The 17,543-nt window shown below is 36.4% G+C and carries 16 protein-coding genes; 9 read left to right on the top strand and 7 right to left on the bottom strand.

What is annotated here, in order from left to right; all coding sequences use genetic code 11:
* The first annotated feature begins 138 nt into the window (after nucleotides 1–138).
* The 8 genes from GZ212_RS10910 (at nucleotide 139) to GZ212_RS10875 (ending at nucleotide 8,636) form a co-directional block, all read left to right on the top strand.
* A complete protein-coding gene (locus GZ212_RS10910; protein ID WP_166960074.1) occupies nucleotides 139–1,500 on the top strand; it encodes an MFS transporter in 1,362 nt (453 codons plus the stop codon).
* The gene (locus GZ212_RS10905) at nucleotides 1,484–2,734 is read left to right on the top strand and encodes a DUF418 domain-containing protein (RefSeq protein WP_166960071.1); all 1,251 of its coding nucleotides are present in this window, start codon (nucleotides 1,484–1,486) and stop codon (nucleotides 2,732–2,734) included. Before GZ212_RS10910 ends, GZ212_RS10905 begins: the two co-directional genes overlap by 17 nt.
* Nucleotides 2,735–2,738: 4 nt before the next feature.
* Nucleotides 2,739–3,782, top strand: coding sequence for a hypothetical protein (locus GZ212_RS10900; RefSeq protein ID WP_166960068.1), 1,044 nt, complete (start codon nucleotides 2,739–2,741; stop codon nucleotides 3,780–3,782).
* Nucleotides 3,783–3,802: 20 nt separating this feature from the next.
* Complete coding sequence (locus GZ212_RS10895; protein ID WP_166960065.1) at nucleotides 3,803–4,840, top strand: hypothetical protein; 1,038 nt, start codon at nucleotides 3,803–3,805, stop codon at nucleotides 4,838–4,840.
* A 2-nt stretch (nucleotides 4,841–4,842) separates the two neighbouring features.
* A complete protein-coding gene (locus GZ212_RS10890; protein WP_166960062.1) occupies nucleotides 4,843–6,258 on the top strand; it encodes an MBOAT family protein in 1,416 nt (471 codons plus the stop codon).
* Nucleotides 6,259–6,349: 91 nt separating this feature from the next.
* A complete protein-coding gene (locus tag GZ212_RS10885; RefSeq protein WP_166960059.1) occupies nucleotides 6,350–7,075 on the top strand; it encodes a DUF6090 family protein in 726 nt (241 codons plus the stop codon).
* Nucleotides 7,076–7,078: 3 nt separating this feature from the next.
* Nucleotides 7,079–7,888, top strand: coding sequence for a DUF6090 family protein (locus tag GZ212_RS10880; RefSeq protein WP_166959952.1), 810 nt, complete (start codon nucleotides 7,079–7,081; stop codon nucleotides 7,886–7,888).
* Nucleotides 7,889–7,892: 4 nt separating this feature from the next.
* Complete coding sequence (locus tag GZ212_RS10875) at nucleotides 7,893–8,636, top strand: DUF6090 family protein (protein WP_166959949.1); 744 nt, start codon at nucleotides 7,893–7,895, stop codon at nucleotides 8,634–8,636.
* Between the two features lie 6 nt (nucleotides 8,637–8,642).
* On the opposite strand, the gene GZ212_RS10870 is transcribed toward GZ212_RS10875, so the two are convergent.
* The 3 genes from GZ212_RS10870 to nadA all read right to left on the bottom strand — a co-directional run bounded on the left by GZ212_RS10870 (nucleotide 8,643) and on the right by nadA (nucleotide 11,862).
* The gene (locus GZ212_RS10870) at nucleotides 8,643–9,215 is read right to left on the bottom strand and encodes a hypothetical protein (RefSeq protein ID WP_166960056.1); all 573 of its coding nucleotides are present in this window, start codon (nucleotides 9,213–9,215) and stop codon (nucleotides 8,643–8,645) included.
* 81 nt (nucleotides 9,216–9,296) lie between these two features.
* Nucleotides 9,297–10,868, bottom strand: coding sequence for an L-aspartate oxidase (nadB, locus tag GZ212_RS10865; protein ID WP_166960053.1), 1,572 nt, complete (start codon nucleotides 10,866–10,868; stop codon nucleotides 9,297–9,299).
* Nucleotides 10,869–10,875: 7 nt separating this feature from the next.
* Nucleotides 10,876–11,862 carry a quinolinate synthase NadA gene (gene nadA, locus GZ212_RS10860; RefSeq protein ID WP_166960050.1) on the bottom strand — a complete coding sequence of 329 codons (987 nt, stop codon included), beginning with the start codon at nucleotides 11,860–11,862 and terminating at the stop codon, nucleotides 10,876–10,878.
* Between the two features lie 260 nt (nucleotides 11,863–12,122).
* On the opposite strand from nadA, the gene GZ212_RS10855 reads away from it, so the two are divergent.
* On the top strand, nucleotides 12,123–13,022 hold the full coding sequence (locus tag GZ212_RS10855) for a mechanosensitive ion channel family protein (RefSeq protein WP_053971565.1): 900 nt from the start codon (nucleotides 12,123–12,125) through the stop codon (nucleotides 13,020–13,022).
* On the opposite strand, the gene GZ212_RS10850 is transcribed toward GZ212_RS10855, so the two are convergent.
* The 4 genes from GZ212_RS10850 to GZ212_RS10835 all read right to left on the bottom strand — a co-directional run bounded on the left by GZ212_RS10850 (nucleotide 13,019) and on the right by GZ212_RS10835 (nucleotide 17,542).
* Nucleotides 13,019–14,422, bottom strand: coding sequence for a M20/M25/M40 family metallo-hydrolase (locus GZ212_RS10850; RefSeq protein WP_166960047.1), 1,404 nt, complete (start codon nucleotides 14,420–14,422; stop codon nucleotides 13,019–13,021). The two genes, GZ212_RS10855 and GZ212_RS10850, sit on opposite strands and share 4 nt — an antisense overlap.
* 69 nt (nucleotides 14,423–14,491) lie before the next feature.
* A complete protein-coding gene (locus GZ212_RS10845; RefSeq protein ID WP_166960044.1) occupies nucleotides 14,492–15,370 on the bottom strand; it encodes a polyphosphate kinase 2 family protein in 879 nt (292 codons plus the stop codon).
* A 110-nt stretch (nucleotides 15,371–15,480) separates the two neighbouring features.
* A complete protein-coding gene (locus GZ212_RS10840; RefSeq protein WP_166960041.1) occupies nucleotides 15,481–16,644 on the bottom strand; it encodes a sigma-54 dependent transcriptional regulator in 1,164 nt (387 codons plus the stop codon).
* 1 nt (nucleotide 16,645) lies between these two features.
* Nucleotides 16,646–17,542 carry a DUF6268 family outer membrane beta-barrel protein gene (locus tag GZ212_RS10835; RefSeq protein WP_232635537.1) on the bottom strand — a complete coding sequence of 299 codons (897 nt, stop codon included), beginning with the start codon at nucleotides 17,540–17,542 and terminating at the stop codon, nucleotides 16,646–16,648.
* Nucleotide 17,543: the final 1 nt, after the last annotated feature.

The raw sequence follows: 17,543 nt of genomic DNA, 5'->3' as shown, positions 1-17,543 counted from the left end.
AAACCTTTAGAATCCTAGGGTGTATTCCGTGGGATTCTATCTTTTATTTTGAAATTTCCAAACTGACAAACTATAAATTAAGCCCATTAAACCTCACAAAATTTGAATGGTGTGTTTTGAGCTTGAACAACAATCCAAATGAAATCTCATGATGCACAAATTGAGATAAACCAACTAAAAAAAAGGGGGTTTCTCACCGAAAATGCTGTTTTAAGATATTTAGTTTTCTCCGCTCTGTACGCTTGTGAAGGTATTCCAATAGGCGTTCTTTTTTATGCCATACCAGCTTGGTTGGCCATGAATGGAATTGCCGCAAGTGATATTGCCAGTTATGTTGCCATGGTTACGCTACCTTGGAGTTTTAAGCTAATTATGGCTCCTATGATGGACCGCTACACTTGGTTACCCATGGGGAGGAAGCGCCCATGGATTATTTTTAGTCAAGCGTGTCTCTTTCTTGGATTTCTGGCGTTTGGAATGGTGGAAGACCCTTTAAATGAATTAGGACTGCTTATGACCGTTGGTTTCATTGTGTCTTTATTTGGTGCTATGCAAGACATTGGTATAGATGGAATGGCCGTTGATGTTATTCCTTTAAATCAACAAGCCAGAGCCAATGGAGTCATGTGGGGATCTCGAGTCATTGGGCAATCTTTAGCCTTACTAGGAGGAACCGCTCTCATTAATACTATCGGCTTTTCCAACGCTATCACTTTCATGTCCTTCATCATAATTTTGTTGATTATGGTGCCTTTATTCATTAGGGAGCGCCCTGGAGAAAAGTTGTTTCCATGGACTTCTGGAAAACCCAACGAAACGGCAGTTCAGGCACAATCAACAAATTGGAAGGATCTACTTAAAAGCCTTTTCAAAGTAACTATTTTACCCTCCAGTTTCCTTTTAGCGATTAGCATGTTCATTATAGGAACATTTTCTGGAATATATGAAACCTTGCTCCCTATTTTCACCGTTCAAAATTTAGGTTGGACAAATACCGAATTTTCTAATGTTTATTCTCTGGCTACCATTATGGCAGGGTTCATAGGCATGTTTGCGGGCGGTGTAATCATTGACCTCTTCGGAACAAAAAAAATGATAGCCATCATCTTAACCTTTATGAGCATCGTGATACTAAGCTTTAGTTTGGTTTCCTCCTATTGGGACAGCACCTTTATAATTTACAGTTTTGTAATCCTGTATAGTTTATCTATAACACTTTATAATATTGCCGCCATAGCCTTATCTATGAAATTAAGCTGGAATAAAATCTCGGCAACCCAATTCACTCTTTTCATGATGATGAATAACTTAGGAATTTCTGCCGGAGCCATTATTTATGGATGGGTTCAAGAAAAATTTTCTTGGCCTTTGATTTTCATTTTCACATTAGCCTTCATTGTTTTCGGACTCTTGACTTTCCGATTTATAAAAATTAAGAAACATTTAGAAACAATTGAATTTTTCAATCAATCCTCAAAAAAACATGAATCAGGAAAATAACATAGTAAAACCCATTTCCAAGGAAGACAGAATTGTGTATTTGGATATCTTAAGAGGTATCGCCATATTATTTATTTTTACTGCAAACATCCCTTTCTTTTCTGGCATTTTCTTCTTTCCCGAAGAATTTCGATTTGGTTGGGCCAATCTCGCATTTGATAAATCGTTTGATTTTATCATGTATGCCCTAATTGACGGAAAGTTTTATTCCATTTTCTCTCTATTGTTTGGGATTGGATGCGTGATTCAGTTTCAAAATTTAACATATCACAACAAACCTTTTCCTCCCTTTTTCAGAAAACGTATGTTCTGGTTATTGGCTATTGGATGCATTCATCTGTTTTTGCTTTGGCCAGGTGACATTTTAACTCTTTATGCCGTGTTAGGTTTTATTCTAATTTGGTTTATCAAAATGGAAAATAGAACACTCCTCTCTTTAGCGGCCCTTCTTATTTTCTTCCCAATTGTCAATTGGGTCTTTATGGAGGAAACAGGCATCTACTATCCCGGAATTGCTTTCGATCAAAGTTTGGTGATTTTTCACCATTTTGGAATGCCCACGATGGAGTGGAATGGTAGAGAGGTAACTAACTTCCCAGCTTATTTACAAAACCCAAATTTAATTGATCATTTCAAAATGAGTCTCGGTAAAGGCTTTGTGCGCATTGGTCGAATACTAGATGAAGGTAGGGAGTTTAAAGTATTTGGCGTATTCTTAATAGGGCTTTGGACTGGACGAAAAATTTTAAACGAAGAGCTTCTCAATAACAAATCATTTTTGAGAAAAGTTCTCATTTGGGGACTCCTTATAGGGCTACCATTCAACTTTCTACGCGCTAGTTTGGAATTTTATGGTGATGGTAATAAAGAACAAGAATTTCTTAAGATTTTATATTATGCTTTAGGCACCGTACCATTAGCCATGGCCTATGCAGCAGGGATAGCTCTTTGGGTAAGAAAAGGTGCTGGTGTATTGAAGTGGTTCCAACCTGTGGGGAAAATGGCACTTACCAACTATTTATCACAGACCATCATTTCTATTATAATTTTTTACGGAATAGGATTTGGATTGGCTGGGAAATTAGGCTTTACAATGATTATGATTATTGTTTTTACCATTTTCTTCCTGCAAATGATTTTTAGTAAGGTTTGGTTATCCTATTTCAAATATGGCCCCATGGAATGGTTATGGCGAAAATTAACCTATGGTATATCCTTAAAATTTAAAAGATGATGGTATGAATCTCAAGAAATCACTTTTAATCGCCATGGCATTAAGCTTGATTAGTCTCATTTCCTGGGAACTCTATTGGCGCTCGAACACCGATTATTATACGGCCTATTTGGAGGACGACAGAAATCTATATGCCGAACAAAGGGCTAAAGCAGAAACGGCGACCTCTCAAGATATTATTTTGCTGGGTGCTTCTAGAACAGGCTATAATTTTAACTCATGGATATGGAAGGAGGAAATGGGCATTCAACCCATTCACCTTACTGCCAATGGAAAACCTCCCAAACCCTTTTTTAAGGATATCGTAAACAATACCAATTTTAATGGCACTTTGATTATTGGAGTCACCCCAATTGCCTTTTTTGATGTTTTTGGTATGGACGACAGAATGCGAGTCGCCAATCTATGGGTAGATCACTATTATAACAGAACTCCCACACAGAAATTAGGGTTCACCTTATCTAAACCCTTACAGCGAACTTTTGTTTTTCTATCTGCCTCTGAAGCTAAGTCCTATAACGATTTGGATTTGAAATCACTTATTGGCACCATCTCCATTAACGATCACAGAGTCGACAATTTTGAATTTAAATTACCAAACATAGGCTACAATGATGAAAAAAGAAACCTTCTTATGTTTCCTAGGCTTACAGGCAATAAATTCTATCAAAAGGAAATTACAGATGAATGGGATAAAGTGATCCCTACTTTACCCGTTTATGAGGACATTAAAGATGAAATTCCTCGGGTATTTGAAGAATATAAAATCCTTATAGATAAGTTTAAAAAACGGGGAGGTAAAATCATTTTCATTAGACATAAAGCCGAAGAGGGATGGAACAAATATTCCAAAAGAATGCTCCCTCGTGATTTGGTTTGGGATAAATTCATTGAAATGTCTGGTTGTCCCGGCTATCATTTTGAAGACTACCCGTTCATGTCCAAGTACTATTTACCCGACTGGTCTCATCTCAATATGGAAGATGCCAAAGTCTATACCAGAGATATGGTCAATCAACTTATTAATGATGGACATCTTAAAAAATAACTAACTAAACCTCACTAACTATGAATCTGAAAAACTCTTTAATTCTAGCTACAATTCTGTTTTTAACAGGAATTACTGCTTGGGAATGGTATTGGCGATCCCAAGGATATTATCCAACTTTAAATGATGACAAAGACCTTTGGAGCGAACATCGCAAAAAAGTTGATGACGCTCAAAAAAATGATATTGTCATATTTGGCTCCTCTCGAGCTTATTTTGATTTTCAAGTCAAAACCTTTGAAAATTTCTACGGAAAGGCTCCCATTCAACTTGCTATTCCAGGTACCTCACCCCTACCAACCTTGCATGACTTGGTAAATAACACCAATTTTACAGGAACGGTCATTATTGGCGTCACCCCTGGACTCTTCTTTTCCACAACATATCCCAAGGCTTCTCCTTGGTCCAGAGGGCAAAACAAGGTAGATTATTACTTCGATAAAACCCATGCACAATGGTTGAACTATCAACTTTCCATCCCTCTGCAACAGAATTTTGTTTTCATGTCTGCGGATGAAGAAGAATGGGATGATGATATTGATTTGAAATCATTACTTAGAAGAATCCACTTGAAAAGTAGATTGGGAAAAGACCCGGCGCCGCCTTTCTATTACTTTGGTGATGTCAATTTAGATCGCAATATGAGTATGGCTCAAAAGACGGCAACCGATACCGCTTTTGCCAATTCAGTGATCAGGGTGTGGAAATTCTTTGGAAGTTTAGCTCCGCCACCTGATAAGAAATCAACTACCGAATTTTTCTTAAAAGATCTTGAAGCATTTAAAGCTAAGGGAGGTAAAGCCATATTGGTGAGATGCCCCTCTAGCGGTGGATTACGAGCTGCAGAAAATAAATTCTTACCAAGAAACGAATTCTGGGACCAATTGGTCGAATTAAGCAAGGTAGACTCCTATCACTTTGAAGATTATCCGCAATTAAAGGAATTAACCTGTCCTGAAGAATCGCACCTTTCAAAAGAAGATGCTGAATACTTCACCCTTGAAATGCTCAAAATCATGGAACATGATGGAGCCTTGACTAACCTTAAAACCAACTAACCATGCTATTTAATTCTTTAAGTTTCGTTCTGTTTTTAATCATTGTTTTGGCCCTTTATTATGCTCCGCTTTTAAGCTGGAAAGGTAAAAAAGCCATGTTGCTCGTTTCCAGCTATGTTTTTTACGGCATGTGGAATCCTCCCTTAATTTTATTACTATGGATTTCTACTGTGGTGGATTGGACAGCAGGTAAAAAATTGTCTAAAACCACAAATACCAAATCTCGCAAATTTTGGCTCATGCTCAGTTTGCTTGTTAACTTGGGATTTTTAGCATTCTTTAAATATGGAGATTTCCTTTTGGAAAACTTTGTTTATTTCATGAATCTGATTGGATTAGATTTTAAGGCAAAACCTATGGATATCATACTCCCCATGGGAATCTCATTTTACACCTTTCAGACCATGTCATATACCATAGACATTTATAAAAACAAAATAAAACCAGCCAAAACGTTTTTGGATTTTGCGCTATACGTCACCTTCTTTCCTCAATTGGTTGCCGGTCCAATTGTGAGGGCTCAAGAGTTAATTTCTCAATTTTATGAAGAGAAAAAAGCGACTGCCAATCAATTTATCTGGGGCTTATTTCTTCTCACCATAGGTCTTTTTCAAAAGGTGGTTTTGGCAGACACATTATTGTCGGAAACCGCCGATCAAGTCTTTGGAAGCGAAAGCTTGTTACATGGAGTTGATGCTTGGGTGGGCACCATTGCCTTTTCTGGACAAATCTTTTTTGATTTTGCCGGTTACTCTACCTGTGCCATTGGTATTGCCCTGATGTTGGGAATTATTTTACCAGACAACTTCAAATACCCGTATGCTTCCCTAGGATTTTCAGACTTGTGGCGCCGTTGGCATATCTCCCTATCCAGTTGGTTACGGGATTATTTATACATCCCCTTGGGAGGAAATCGTCACGGAATTACCCGCTTATATGTGGCCCTGATGCTTACTATGCTTTTAGGTGGTCTTTGGCATGGAGCCGCTTGGACGTTTATGGTATGGGGTGGACTCCATGGCACCTACCTCATCTTAGAGCGACTTCAAAGAAGGTATCTGCCTTTTGAAATCACTAAATACAATGGCATCTTCTTGGCATTTATCACTTTTAGTTGTGTCAACATTACTTGGGTTTTCTTTAGAGCTCGAAAATTTGAAACGGCTTGGAACATGATCAAATCTATGTTCTACATGCAAACCGATGGAGAGAAAATTCTAGAAACCTTTACTATCCTAAAAGTTACCACACTTATTCTAATCATGTTTCTATGTCATTGGTTTATGAGAAATTCTTCCATGAAAGAATTATCACTTAAAACTTCACCGTGGGTTTTAGGAGTTGTTTGGGCCATCATGACCTTTTTAATAGTTATTGCCCAAGGTAGTGGCGAACAGTTTATTTATTTCCAGTTTTAAGTTAAAAGGAACTGTAATGTGCAAATAAAATAAACCCTACAATGCTGATTATATTGGATTTACTGTTTACATTTTCAATTACTGAATTGATATGATAAAATTCTTTAGAAATATCCGTAAAAATCTACTCAATGAGGGCAAAACTGGCAAATACCTCAAATATGCCATTGGGGAAATCATTCTCGTCGTCATTGGTATTTTAATTGCGCTTCAAATAAATAACTGGAATAAATTGAAGCAAGATCAAAAGAAAGAAAAGCTATTTCTTTCTGAAATTGTGGTTAATCTTAAGGTAGATTCCCTGAAACTTCAGGAAGTCCTAATATTTAATAAGCAAAAAAGCGAAGTGACCCAGAACATCATGGGAATTTTTGACGCTACTTTAACTAACGATGAGCGCTTCCATCTTTTTATTGAAAATGCAGGTTCCTTTACCAAATATGAGCTATTTAAACCAAAAGAAACTGCCTTCAAAAATTTAATCTCATCAGAAAACTTGAATTTAATTTCAAATGAAACCATCAGGAACCAATTAATAGATTATTATGAGTTTGATTATGAAAATTATCAGGAAAGGGTATGGCAGGGAACTAGAGCCATCGTTGATAATTATTTCAGTCATTTTTCTATCAAAGAGAAAACACCATTCCCTAATAACTTTCCATCAATAAACGATATGGATGTAACCAAGGATAATAAGTTCTACACCGATTTATATGGTATGTTTATGACCATTGATTACCAAAACAATTTTATTGGAGAGACCCAAGGAAAAAATAAAAAACTCATGTCTGAAATTAATAATGCCCTGAATTGACATATGATAAAACTTTATAGAAATATTAGGAAAACCCTTCTCAACCAAGGTAGAACTGGGAAATATATTAAATATGCCATTGGAGAAATTATTCTCGTGGTCATTGGTATTTTGATTGCGCTTCAAATAAACAATTGGAACGCAAATCGGATAGAAAATAAGGAAACAAATAATTATTTACGCAACTTAAAAGAGGCTCTAAACAATGACATTGAATCCCTACAATCAAGCATTACTTTCAACAAAACAAGGCTAAAAGGACTCTTCTACATTTTGGAACATTCAAATTTGAACACTCAACCTTTTACAGAAATAGAATGGATAGATTTTTCCAAAAATGATGCCATGAATACTATTTGGAAAGGGGCTTTCCCTGATTCTCTAAACCCTGAATTTACTTATTTGGCATTTTCCATGATTGGTCGTGGATTTGGAAGTGCTTCTTTCAACAAATCAGTCATAAATGAACTTTATTCAACAGGCTCATTTACTAATATTCAAAATCAACCCCTAAAAACTAAAATAGGAGATTATTACAGTTTTTTAAGTCAGCGCCTTGAAGGTTATGCTATAGAAGAGCATGAGGAATGGGCTAATGAAACCACGCGATTTCTTAGGGACAATTATGGCATTTTTACTTTAGACGTATCTGATCTAGAAAACCCAATGGAAAAATTAAAAGGACAGAAAGATGTTGAGAACCAATTACGCTACCTAGCTCTTGAAGTAAATTATCACTGTATATGGGCCACCACTGCAAAATCATATGCTATGGATTTGGTAATATCAATTGAAGAATATCTTAAGCAGTGAAATAATGATAAAACTCTTTAGAAACATTCGTAAAAAACTAGCCTCCGAAAACAAATTCATGGCCTACAGTCGCTATGCTATTGGTGAAATAATTCTAGTAGTGATCGGAATCTTGATTGCTTTACAAGTCAATAATTGGAACGAAAAAAGAAAGGAGCAGATTCAATCAGAAAAGTACTTGAAAAGTATGATTTTAGATTTGGCTTCAGATACCTTAAAACTCAATGACTACATGGATTTCCTAAACTACTTAGCTAAAAACAGGTCCCAATTATTACAAACCAAAACTGTTTCAAATCTTAATATGGATTCCATAATCGCACTTTTTCAACCACGATACGATGAAATAAAAATAAACGATCAAACTTTTCAGAAAATGAGAAGTATGGGTATCCTAGAAATCAAAGGACATGAAAAATTAATGGACTCCATAACTTATTATTATACCAGTCAAGTGGATCGGTTCAACTCCGTAATTGAATGGGAAGCTGAATTTTCTAAAAAGGACGCCGATTACTGGTACTACAATGAAGCCTTTGAAACCCCATACCTCAGTGATGAATTTGATTACATAAATTCTGAAAATCAAAGAAAACAAATTTTTGACTCCCTCCTGAAAACTATAAACACGAGAAATAGGATCCGTACGAGTCTGTTCCGAAAAAGATTTGCTCTCAAAGGGGTTCTTAGAACCAAAAAACAAACCATCGGTTTAATAGGTTTAATCAACCAAAGTTTGGACAATTAAGGCCTATTACTCTTTTAACTTTCCTGAAAACAAACTCACGTTTGAAGTAAATGGATTCCCTGAACTTCTTCTGAAAGAAACTATTTGGCCACAATGCCAAATGGCATCAGCTATTGGTCCATTAATCGCATTCCAAAAAGGAAATTTTTGACTTCCGAAATCAATTTGAAACTTTGAAATATCTTCACTATCCCTCAAGATATCTGCTGCTCTTTTCAAATTATTCAGTGTCAATTCACGCTTTTCTTCAAATGTTAGACCAGAATCATCCACTTTGGTGTTTGCTTTTTGAAGAGTGGCATTAACAATGACACGAGAAAGTCCAAGTATATGATCCACGGTCTCTCCAGAAGTTCTGGCCTCCGAATTTGGCTTAAATTTTAAATCGGCCGTTGTCAATCCTTCAGTAGCCCAGTAATACCTAAAGCCCAAACCATCAATCATTCTTGCCGCTACAGTTCCGGCCGTGTAGGTTTCTAAATCATCAGATATTTCTCTGTAAGGCAACGTGTTTTCCTGTGCCTGCATTGGGATTAAAGAAATGAACATTAATAAAACTAAAAGATACTTCTTTTTCATTTGTTAAGGATTTGGAAAGCTACTATAAAGCGAAACTTATTTTTGATTGCCAATATACCAAAATTCACCCTAGAATAGGAATCATTGAAGCAAATCAATGTTATAAAATCCTCCTAAATTTTTGGTTTGTTTTTGTGATTGATTCACAATAAGACTTGCAATGGTATTTAAATTTCGTAATTCGCAAATTTGAACGGATAGTTTGGAATTCACATATAAATCATGTGTGGATTGATCTACATACACTAAATGCTTCGCGGCCTCTTTGAGGCGGTCATTAGCCCTGACTATACCCACTAGATCAGACATAATACTTTGAATCGTATTGCGGTAGTGGGTAATTAATATCAGTTCCTTAGGCTTAGAAGTCCCTTTATCATTCCAAACCGGAACATCTCCTTGAAATCCTTGCAGTTCTTCTTCCTTTTCAATAATAGCATCTGCAATATGATTGGCATAAACCAAAGCTTCTAGTAATGAATTGGATGCCAATCTATTTGCACCATGAAGTCCTGTACAAGAACATTCTCCAGCTGCGTAAAGATTAATCAAATTGGTGGCTCCATTAGTATCGACCTCTATACCACCACAGGCATAGTGGCTTGCCGGAACAACGGGAATCATGTGCTCCCGTATATCAATTCCCATTTCTAAGCATTTCTCATTAATATTTGGAAAATGCTTTAAAAAAGCTTCATAATTTAAGTGCCTACAATCTAAATAAACAAACCGATCTCCTGAAGTATTAATCTCGTTATCGATAGCTCTTGCAACTACATCTCTTGGCGCAAGTTCGGCACGATCATCAATAGCAACCATAAATCGCTCACCGTTTTTGTTTCTTAAATAAGCACCAAAACCTCTTACCGCTTCTGAAATCAAAAATGAAGGACTCTGTTCTGGTTCAAAAAGAGCCGTGGGATGGAATTGAACGAATTCCATATCTTTTACTTTGGCTCCAGCCCTAAAGGCCATAGCAATCCCATCACCAGTTGCAATCAGAGGGTTGGTTGTCGAAGCATAAACTTGTCCGATGCCCCCTGTGCACAAAATGGTCTGTGATGCCATAAACCGGTTAATTTCATTGGTCTTTTGATCGAGAATGTAAGCCCCATAACAGCCTACATCAGAACCTTCCCCAGTAACATGCCCTAGTTGATGATCGGTAATTAGGTCGATAGCAAAATGATAAGGAAACATTGAAATATTACTTAAACTTGCTACCTTTTTCAGTAGCGTTTTTTCTATTTCAAATCCCGTGATATCCTTATGATGTACTATTCTATGGGCTGAATGTCCTCCTTCTCTTCCAAGATCAATTTCACCTTTGGTGTTAGCGTCAAAATCTGCACCCCAAGAAATTAATTGTCTTAAACAATTTGGAGCTTCTTCAACCACCATTCTCACTACCTCTGGATTATTATGAAATTCTCCGGCCACTAAGGTATCATTGATATGATCTTCAAATGAATCTAATTTATCCCAAACCACAGCCATACCTCCTTGGGCATATTTAGTATTAGATTCATTTTCATTTGCCTTAGTTACGACGGAAATCACTCTATCGGGCATTGCTTGAGCCAAACGTATGGCACAAGTTAAACCTGCAATTCCCGATCCAAGAATTAAAAAATCTGTTTCGTATTTTGTCATATTACCTCTAAGATATGTCTAGCATCCTTTGAATTGGAATCAATGCCCTTTCTTGGATTTCTTGGTCCACATGAATTTCAGGAAGTTCATACTTTAAGCAACTATAAACTTTTTCAAGTGTATTCATTTTCATGTAAGCGCATTCACTACAGGCACAAGTGTTATCCTCTTTGGCAGGAGCTGCAACCAATACTTTATTTGGCACCGCCTTTTGCATTTCATGAATAACGCCAGCTTCAGTAGCGACAATAAACTCACTATTGGGATTGGTTTTTACATAGTTAATAAGTTCAGAAGTAGAGCCAATATAGTTAGCAACTTTCAAAATATGGGCCTCCGATTCTGGATGCGCAATAATTTGAGCCTTTGGATGTTTTTGGTATAGTGCTATTAATTTCTCCAATGAAAATGCTTCATGCACAATACAGGCTCCATCCCAAAGTACCATATCCCTACCTGTTTGATTCTTAATGTAGGAACCTAAATTTTTGTCAGGAGCAAAAATTATGGGTTGGTCTAGAGGTATGGATTGCACAATTTTTTCGGCATTTGAAGATGTGCAACAAATATCACTAATAGCCTTGACCTCTGCAGAAGTATTCACATAGGTAACCACCAAATGATTGGGATACCTTTCCTTGAACTTGGCAAGATCTTCAGCATTACAAGAATCAGCCAATGAACATCCTGCATTAAGGTCTGGTAAAATGACCTTTTTAGTTGGGTTCAGAATCTTTGCTGTTTCAGCCATAAAGTGAACACCTGCAAATAAAATAATATCTGCTTCAGTTTCTGCCGCCTTACGTGATAAGCCTAAGCTATCTCCCACATAATCTGCTAAATCTTGAATAATTGGCTCTTGATAATAGTGAGCCAAAATCACCGCATTTTTTTCCTTCTTTAATCGTTTAATTTCCGATACCAAATCCACTTTTTTTTCAGAATCTATCAAAGGTATATAGCCTCTTTTATACACATCATTTACAACATCCATAAGCCAAAATTTATAAGCCCTAAATTTACGGAATTTTAGGCGAGGAGATTTTAATTCCTATCAAAAAAATGGGAAATAACCATATCCTTTTTTCATATAAAAACACCCTTAAAATCAAGCAAAGGAAAAATTATGATTTAGCTCTTTTTCTTCATTAGAAGCGGACTTTTGAACATTTTTATTTTATTTTTAACAAAATGATTTTTCAGATTTAATTATCTTTTATCGCACCCTTACAATAAACCTTCAAATAGTTCCAAATGGAAAAGAATTTCTCAATAACGAAAGCTATTTCTAATCTTATTGATAAACTAGATGGTTGGTTTGAAGCCATTATTTTAAAATTACCAAACTTTGTCGTGGCTGTTTTGGTCATGTTCATGTTCTATTTTCTGGCCAAGTTTATCAGAAGATTTTCCAAAAAAGTGCTTTTCAAGAAAATAAGTCAGGAATCTATCAAAGACATTCTAAGCCGAATTCTATTTGCCGTCATTCTGATAATAGGCTTTTTTATTGCTCTAGGGGTGATGGATTTGGACAAAGTTTTAACCTCGGTACTAGCGGGTGCAGGAGTGATTGGTCTAGCCATTGGATTAGCGCTACAAGCCACCCTGAATAACTCCTTTTCTGGTTTATTGTTATCCTTTCTCCCAAAAATAAGGTTGGGAGATTTTATACAAACTGGTGATATTTCTGGTTATGTAGAAGAAATTAGTTTACGTAACATCTTTATTAGGCAAACCGACAATGAGTTTGTGGTGATTCCAAACTCTATGGTTATTGAAAACCCTTTTGTCAATTATTCCTGGTCAAAAAGATCAAGAATTGATGTAGCATGCGGAATTGGCTATGAAAGTGACCTTCAAAAGGTAGAAGATTTGGTTAGAAAAATTATTACCGACCACTTCAAGCAAAATAGAAATGAGGAGGTTGAATTCTTCTTTACAGAATTTGGTGATAGCTCAATTAATTTTGTTGTCAGGTTTTGGATAGACAGTACCAAGCCCAAACCCAAATTAGAAGCCAAACATCAAGCTATCAAATTAATCAAACAGCATTTCAACAAAGAAGGCATCAATATTCCATTCCCTATCAGAACCTTGGACTTTGGAAAAAACAAATTACAATTGGTATCCGAAACCAAACCAAATACAGATTAATCTTTTAAGCTCGGATTATTTGCTATCGGTGAAATTCCGTATTTATCAATTAAATAGACCAAGGAAGTCATGGTTGCAGCTCCAAGTTCCAGTTCACGTTTGTTCACGGCATCGAAGGTATCATTGGATGCATGGTGATGATCAAAATATCTTTGTGAATCGGGTCTTAATCCAGCAGTAACATTGGTTTCGGTTTTTAGAGGACCCACATCGGCTCCACTTCCACCCTTTTCAAAATAGTGAATCAAATAGGGTTTGAAAAGATGTTTCCATCCTTCAATTTTATTAAAAACAGCATCAGAACAATCAAAACTAAACCCTCTTGGTGTAAAGCCACCAGCATCACTTTCTAAAGAAAAAATATGGTTCTCCCCTTTAGCCTTAGCTACCTCAGCATATTTAGTAGCACCTCTTAGTCCATTCTCTTCATTCATAAACAAAACCACTCTAATACTTCTTTGCGGCTTAATACCACTTTCCTTGAGCAGTCTTAAAACTTCCATAGATTGGACAACTCCGGCCCCATCATCATGAGACCCATCTCCTAAATCCCATGAATCTAAATGTCCGCCAACAATGATATATTCATTTGGATATTTAGACCCTTTCATTTCTCCAATAACGTTGAAAGATTCCACATCGGACATTTGTTTGCAATTCTGACGGAAATAAAAATCCAAGTTTTTGTCCAAAGCTAGCATACTACTGAGCATTTCTGCATCATTAGTACTTATAGCTGCAGATGGAATTCGTTTTGAATTGGGCAGATTGTCATAAGTCATGCTACCCGTATGAGGCAGGTCATCCAGACGTAAGTTCATGGAACGCACGATGACCCCAGCGGCATTATATTTAGCAGCCTCAACAGCCCCTTTATACCTTTGATTGACACATCCACCATATGCTTCAAATGTTTGAATCAAATCGGCTTGCATGGGCCTGTTATAAAAAACGATCTTGCCTTCTATTTGCTCCTTACCTAATTTCTCCAATTCTTCAAAATTCTTAACTTCAACAACCTTAGCCGTTAGGCCTACTGCATCTGTTGCCACCGAACCTCCCAAAGCACAAATATTAACCGTAGTTGATTGTCCCGAAGAAGATTTAATGTAAGCATACTCCTTGGCGCCTCTTACCCATCTCGGTACCATAACAGGTTGTAACCATACCCTATCTAGACCTAAAGCTTCCAATTCATCCTTTGTATAATGAACAGCCCTTTCTGCATTTAATGACCCCGACAATCGACCACCAATAGTATTGGACAAATAATTTAACCACTCGTAGCTTTTTCCTTTGGTTAACGAATTGGTATAAATTGTTTTTAATAAGGTTTCATCGGTTTGGGCAAACCCCGTGAGAGATACTAAAAATAGTAAGGCTACAAGTTTTAATTTCATAAGCTTGATTGGTTTAGGACACTAAAATAACACTTAACAAGAACCCTTTTGTAAAAGAAATTATAAAATCTATTCGCTTTGTAATTGCTTCTTATAAAAATCGATTTTGTCCTTGATGTCATCATCTAATTCTGGTTCTTTGATATCCTCATATCGAGTTAAGGTGTCATAAAGAATTTTTGCAATGATATATCGTGTGGTTGGTTTATCGTCTGAAGGCACAATGTACCAAGGTGCATGGGGTGTAGAGGTTCTATTAATCGCGTCTTCATAGCAGGCCTTATAATCATCCCAAAGTTTACGCTCCTCAAGATCACCTGGCGAAAACTTCCAATTTTTCTCTTGTTTATCAAGCCTTCTAATCAATCTGTTTTTTTGCTCTTCTTTTGACAGATGTAAATAAAATTTAAAAATTAAAGTGCCATTTTCAGCAATATGTTTTTCAAAATTATTGATTTGTTCAAAGCGACTATGCCAAAAGGCTTCATTGATATCAGCTACAGAATGGATGTCTGGTAAATTTTCGTTTAAAATATAATTTGGATGTACCCGAGTTACCAACACATTTTCATAATGTGTTCTATTGAAAACAGCAAATTTCCCTCTTGCAGGAAGTGCGATATAATGCCTCCAAAGATAATCGTGTTTGAGTTCAAGATCTGTTGGTGTTTTAAAACTATGAACAACCACACCTCTGGAATTAAAATCTTTAAACACCTCTCGTATCAAGCTATCCTTACCCGCTGTATCCATACCCTGAATACAAATAAGTACGGCATACTTTGAATGTGCATAGAGTTTATCTTGAAACTTACCTAGTTTTTCACGCACCTCCTCCAATTCCTTTTCTATTTTCTTTTCGGAAGCATCCAAATCATACTTGGTGTCAATAGTGTCTAAATGTACCGTGTTTGGTGCAATAAATGAATCAACTGATATATCCTTCATATTATAATTTTTGTTCTTCTTTGAAAGATAAGTAAATCTCACCTCAGTGAAAAAAAGATTTAATTATCAATGCAAAAAAAAAAGCCGTTCGTATTGAACAGCCTTTTGGTTTATTTTGAAGCAAACAGTTTGACATCATTCTCGGTGACTTCTTTTTCTCCAAGAATAATTAACCGTTCAACCACATTTCTCAATTCCCTAATATTTCCAGTCCAATCATACTCTTGAAGTAACTTAACCGCTTTATTTGAAAATGTTTTCTTTGAAGTCCCTTGCTCTTCTGCAATTTTTTCGGAAAAATATTCAATCAAAAGAGGGATATCATCTCTTCTATCATTCAACCCTGGCACACTAATTAAAATAACCGCCAAACGATGGTATAAGTCTTCTCTAAATTTACCATCTTCAATTTCCTTCTGCAGATTTTTATTGGTAGCAGCTACAACCCTGACATTTACCTTAATATCTTTATCACTACCTACCCTTTGAATTTTATTTTCTTGAAGGGCTCTTAAAACTTTAGCCTGCGCAGACAAACTCATGTCTCCAATTTCATCAAGGAAAATGGTCCCTCCGTTGGCAGCCTCAAACTTTCCTGCACGATCTTTATTGGCTCCCGTAAAAGACCCCTTTACATGACCGAACAATTCACTTTCAATAAGTTCTCCTGGTATGGCAGCGCAATTGACCTCAACCATCGGGCCTACAGACCGTTCACTTTTTTCATGGAGCCAATGAGCAACTAACTCTTTACCTGTTCCATTAGGCCCAGTGATTAAAACTCTAGCATCAGTAGGTGCCACTTTTTCAATCATATCCTTAATTTGGGAAATGGCTGCGCTCTCTCCTACCATTTCGTAATTCTTACTGACTTTTCTTTTTAGCTTCTTATTTTCAACAACCAATTCCTTTCGATCCAAGGCATTTCTGACAGTATTCAAAAGTCTGTTCAAATCTGGTGGTTTTGAAATATAGTCAAACGCTCCTAATCTCATGGTATTTACAGCCGTATCCAAATCCCCATGTCCTGAAATCATCACCATTGGAATTTCCGGTTTAATTTTCTTTACGGCTTCAAGAACCTCAACTCCATCCATTTTTGGCATTTTAATATCACAGAGAACTAAGTCATAATCCTCATTTTTTATAGCTTCGAGTCCTTTTAGTCCATCTTCGGCTTCTTCAAGTTCATATTTATCATTTTCCTCTGAGAGAATTTTCACGAGGACTCTCCTAATGGCTGCTTCGTCTTCTATTACTAAAATTTTTGGCATCTTATATTTTATATTTTAAACCTCCACGAAAGTAGAAGGTGTTTAAATCATCTAATCTAAAAACTTCGTCGTTATTTTTGTCCCTTAATATGGTCCTTTGCCTTAAGGTGTAACCCGTATAAATATAGAAAGCGAGGTGATCTGTAAAACTATGTTCATAGCCCAAACCCGTCACAACCATGCTCATAGACATATACTCGGCTTCTTTATCATAAACCATAATCTTATTCTGAACATGACCATAAAAACCATCTAAAGTAACATACAATTGTAAAACATCCTTGTCCATTTGTGGGTCAAAATGATATTTCATATTTGATTTGGGAACCCCAAGAACGTAGGACCAATGTGGATGAAATCTTCTGTGATAATTCACATAAGGCAATGGAAAAGGCAAACCAGTTGTACTGTTGTAGGTAACACCTAGAATCAAACGATTGGGCTTTCGTGCTGTTTCATCTTTCATTCTATCTTTAACAGCATAAACACCGGCATTGATAAAAAAATCTTCCCAAGTTAAAGGTTTCGAAAAAGTTGAAGCTATTCTGGGTACAATTTTACCACCGAAACGCCAATCCTTTTTATTGACAAAGGTATATCCCAAACTGAAATCAATGATATGAAACCGATCCAATTCTGACTTTGGAAATGGATAATGATCTTCAAGGTGCATTATCACACCATTATATTCAGCTCCAACAACAATAAAATTCTTGTCTTTGACTCTAATTGGGAAATTGACCAACCCTCTTAACCTGTAATACTCATCCTCTGACTCCTTTTTGGGAACAAATGAATACTCCAACCTTGCCAAATCACTTAATTGTGCCTGAGCCGAAAAAGCTATAGCAAACAACAAAAAAAAGATTAGGACATGGCGTAAGAGTCGGTTGGGCATA

Origin of the sequence: Mangrovimonas sp. CR14, from assembly GCF_011764015.1 — a bacterium.
Lineage (GTDB): Bacteria > Bacteroidota > Bacteroidia > Flavobacteriales > Flavobacteriaceae > Mangrovimonas > Mangrovimonas futianensis.
This window is presented reverse-complemented; position numbering and strand designations above follow the sequence as displayed.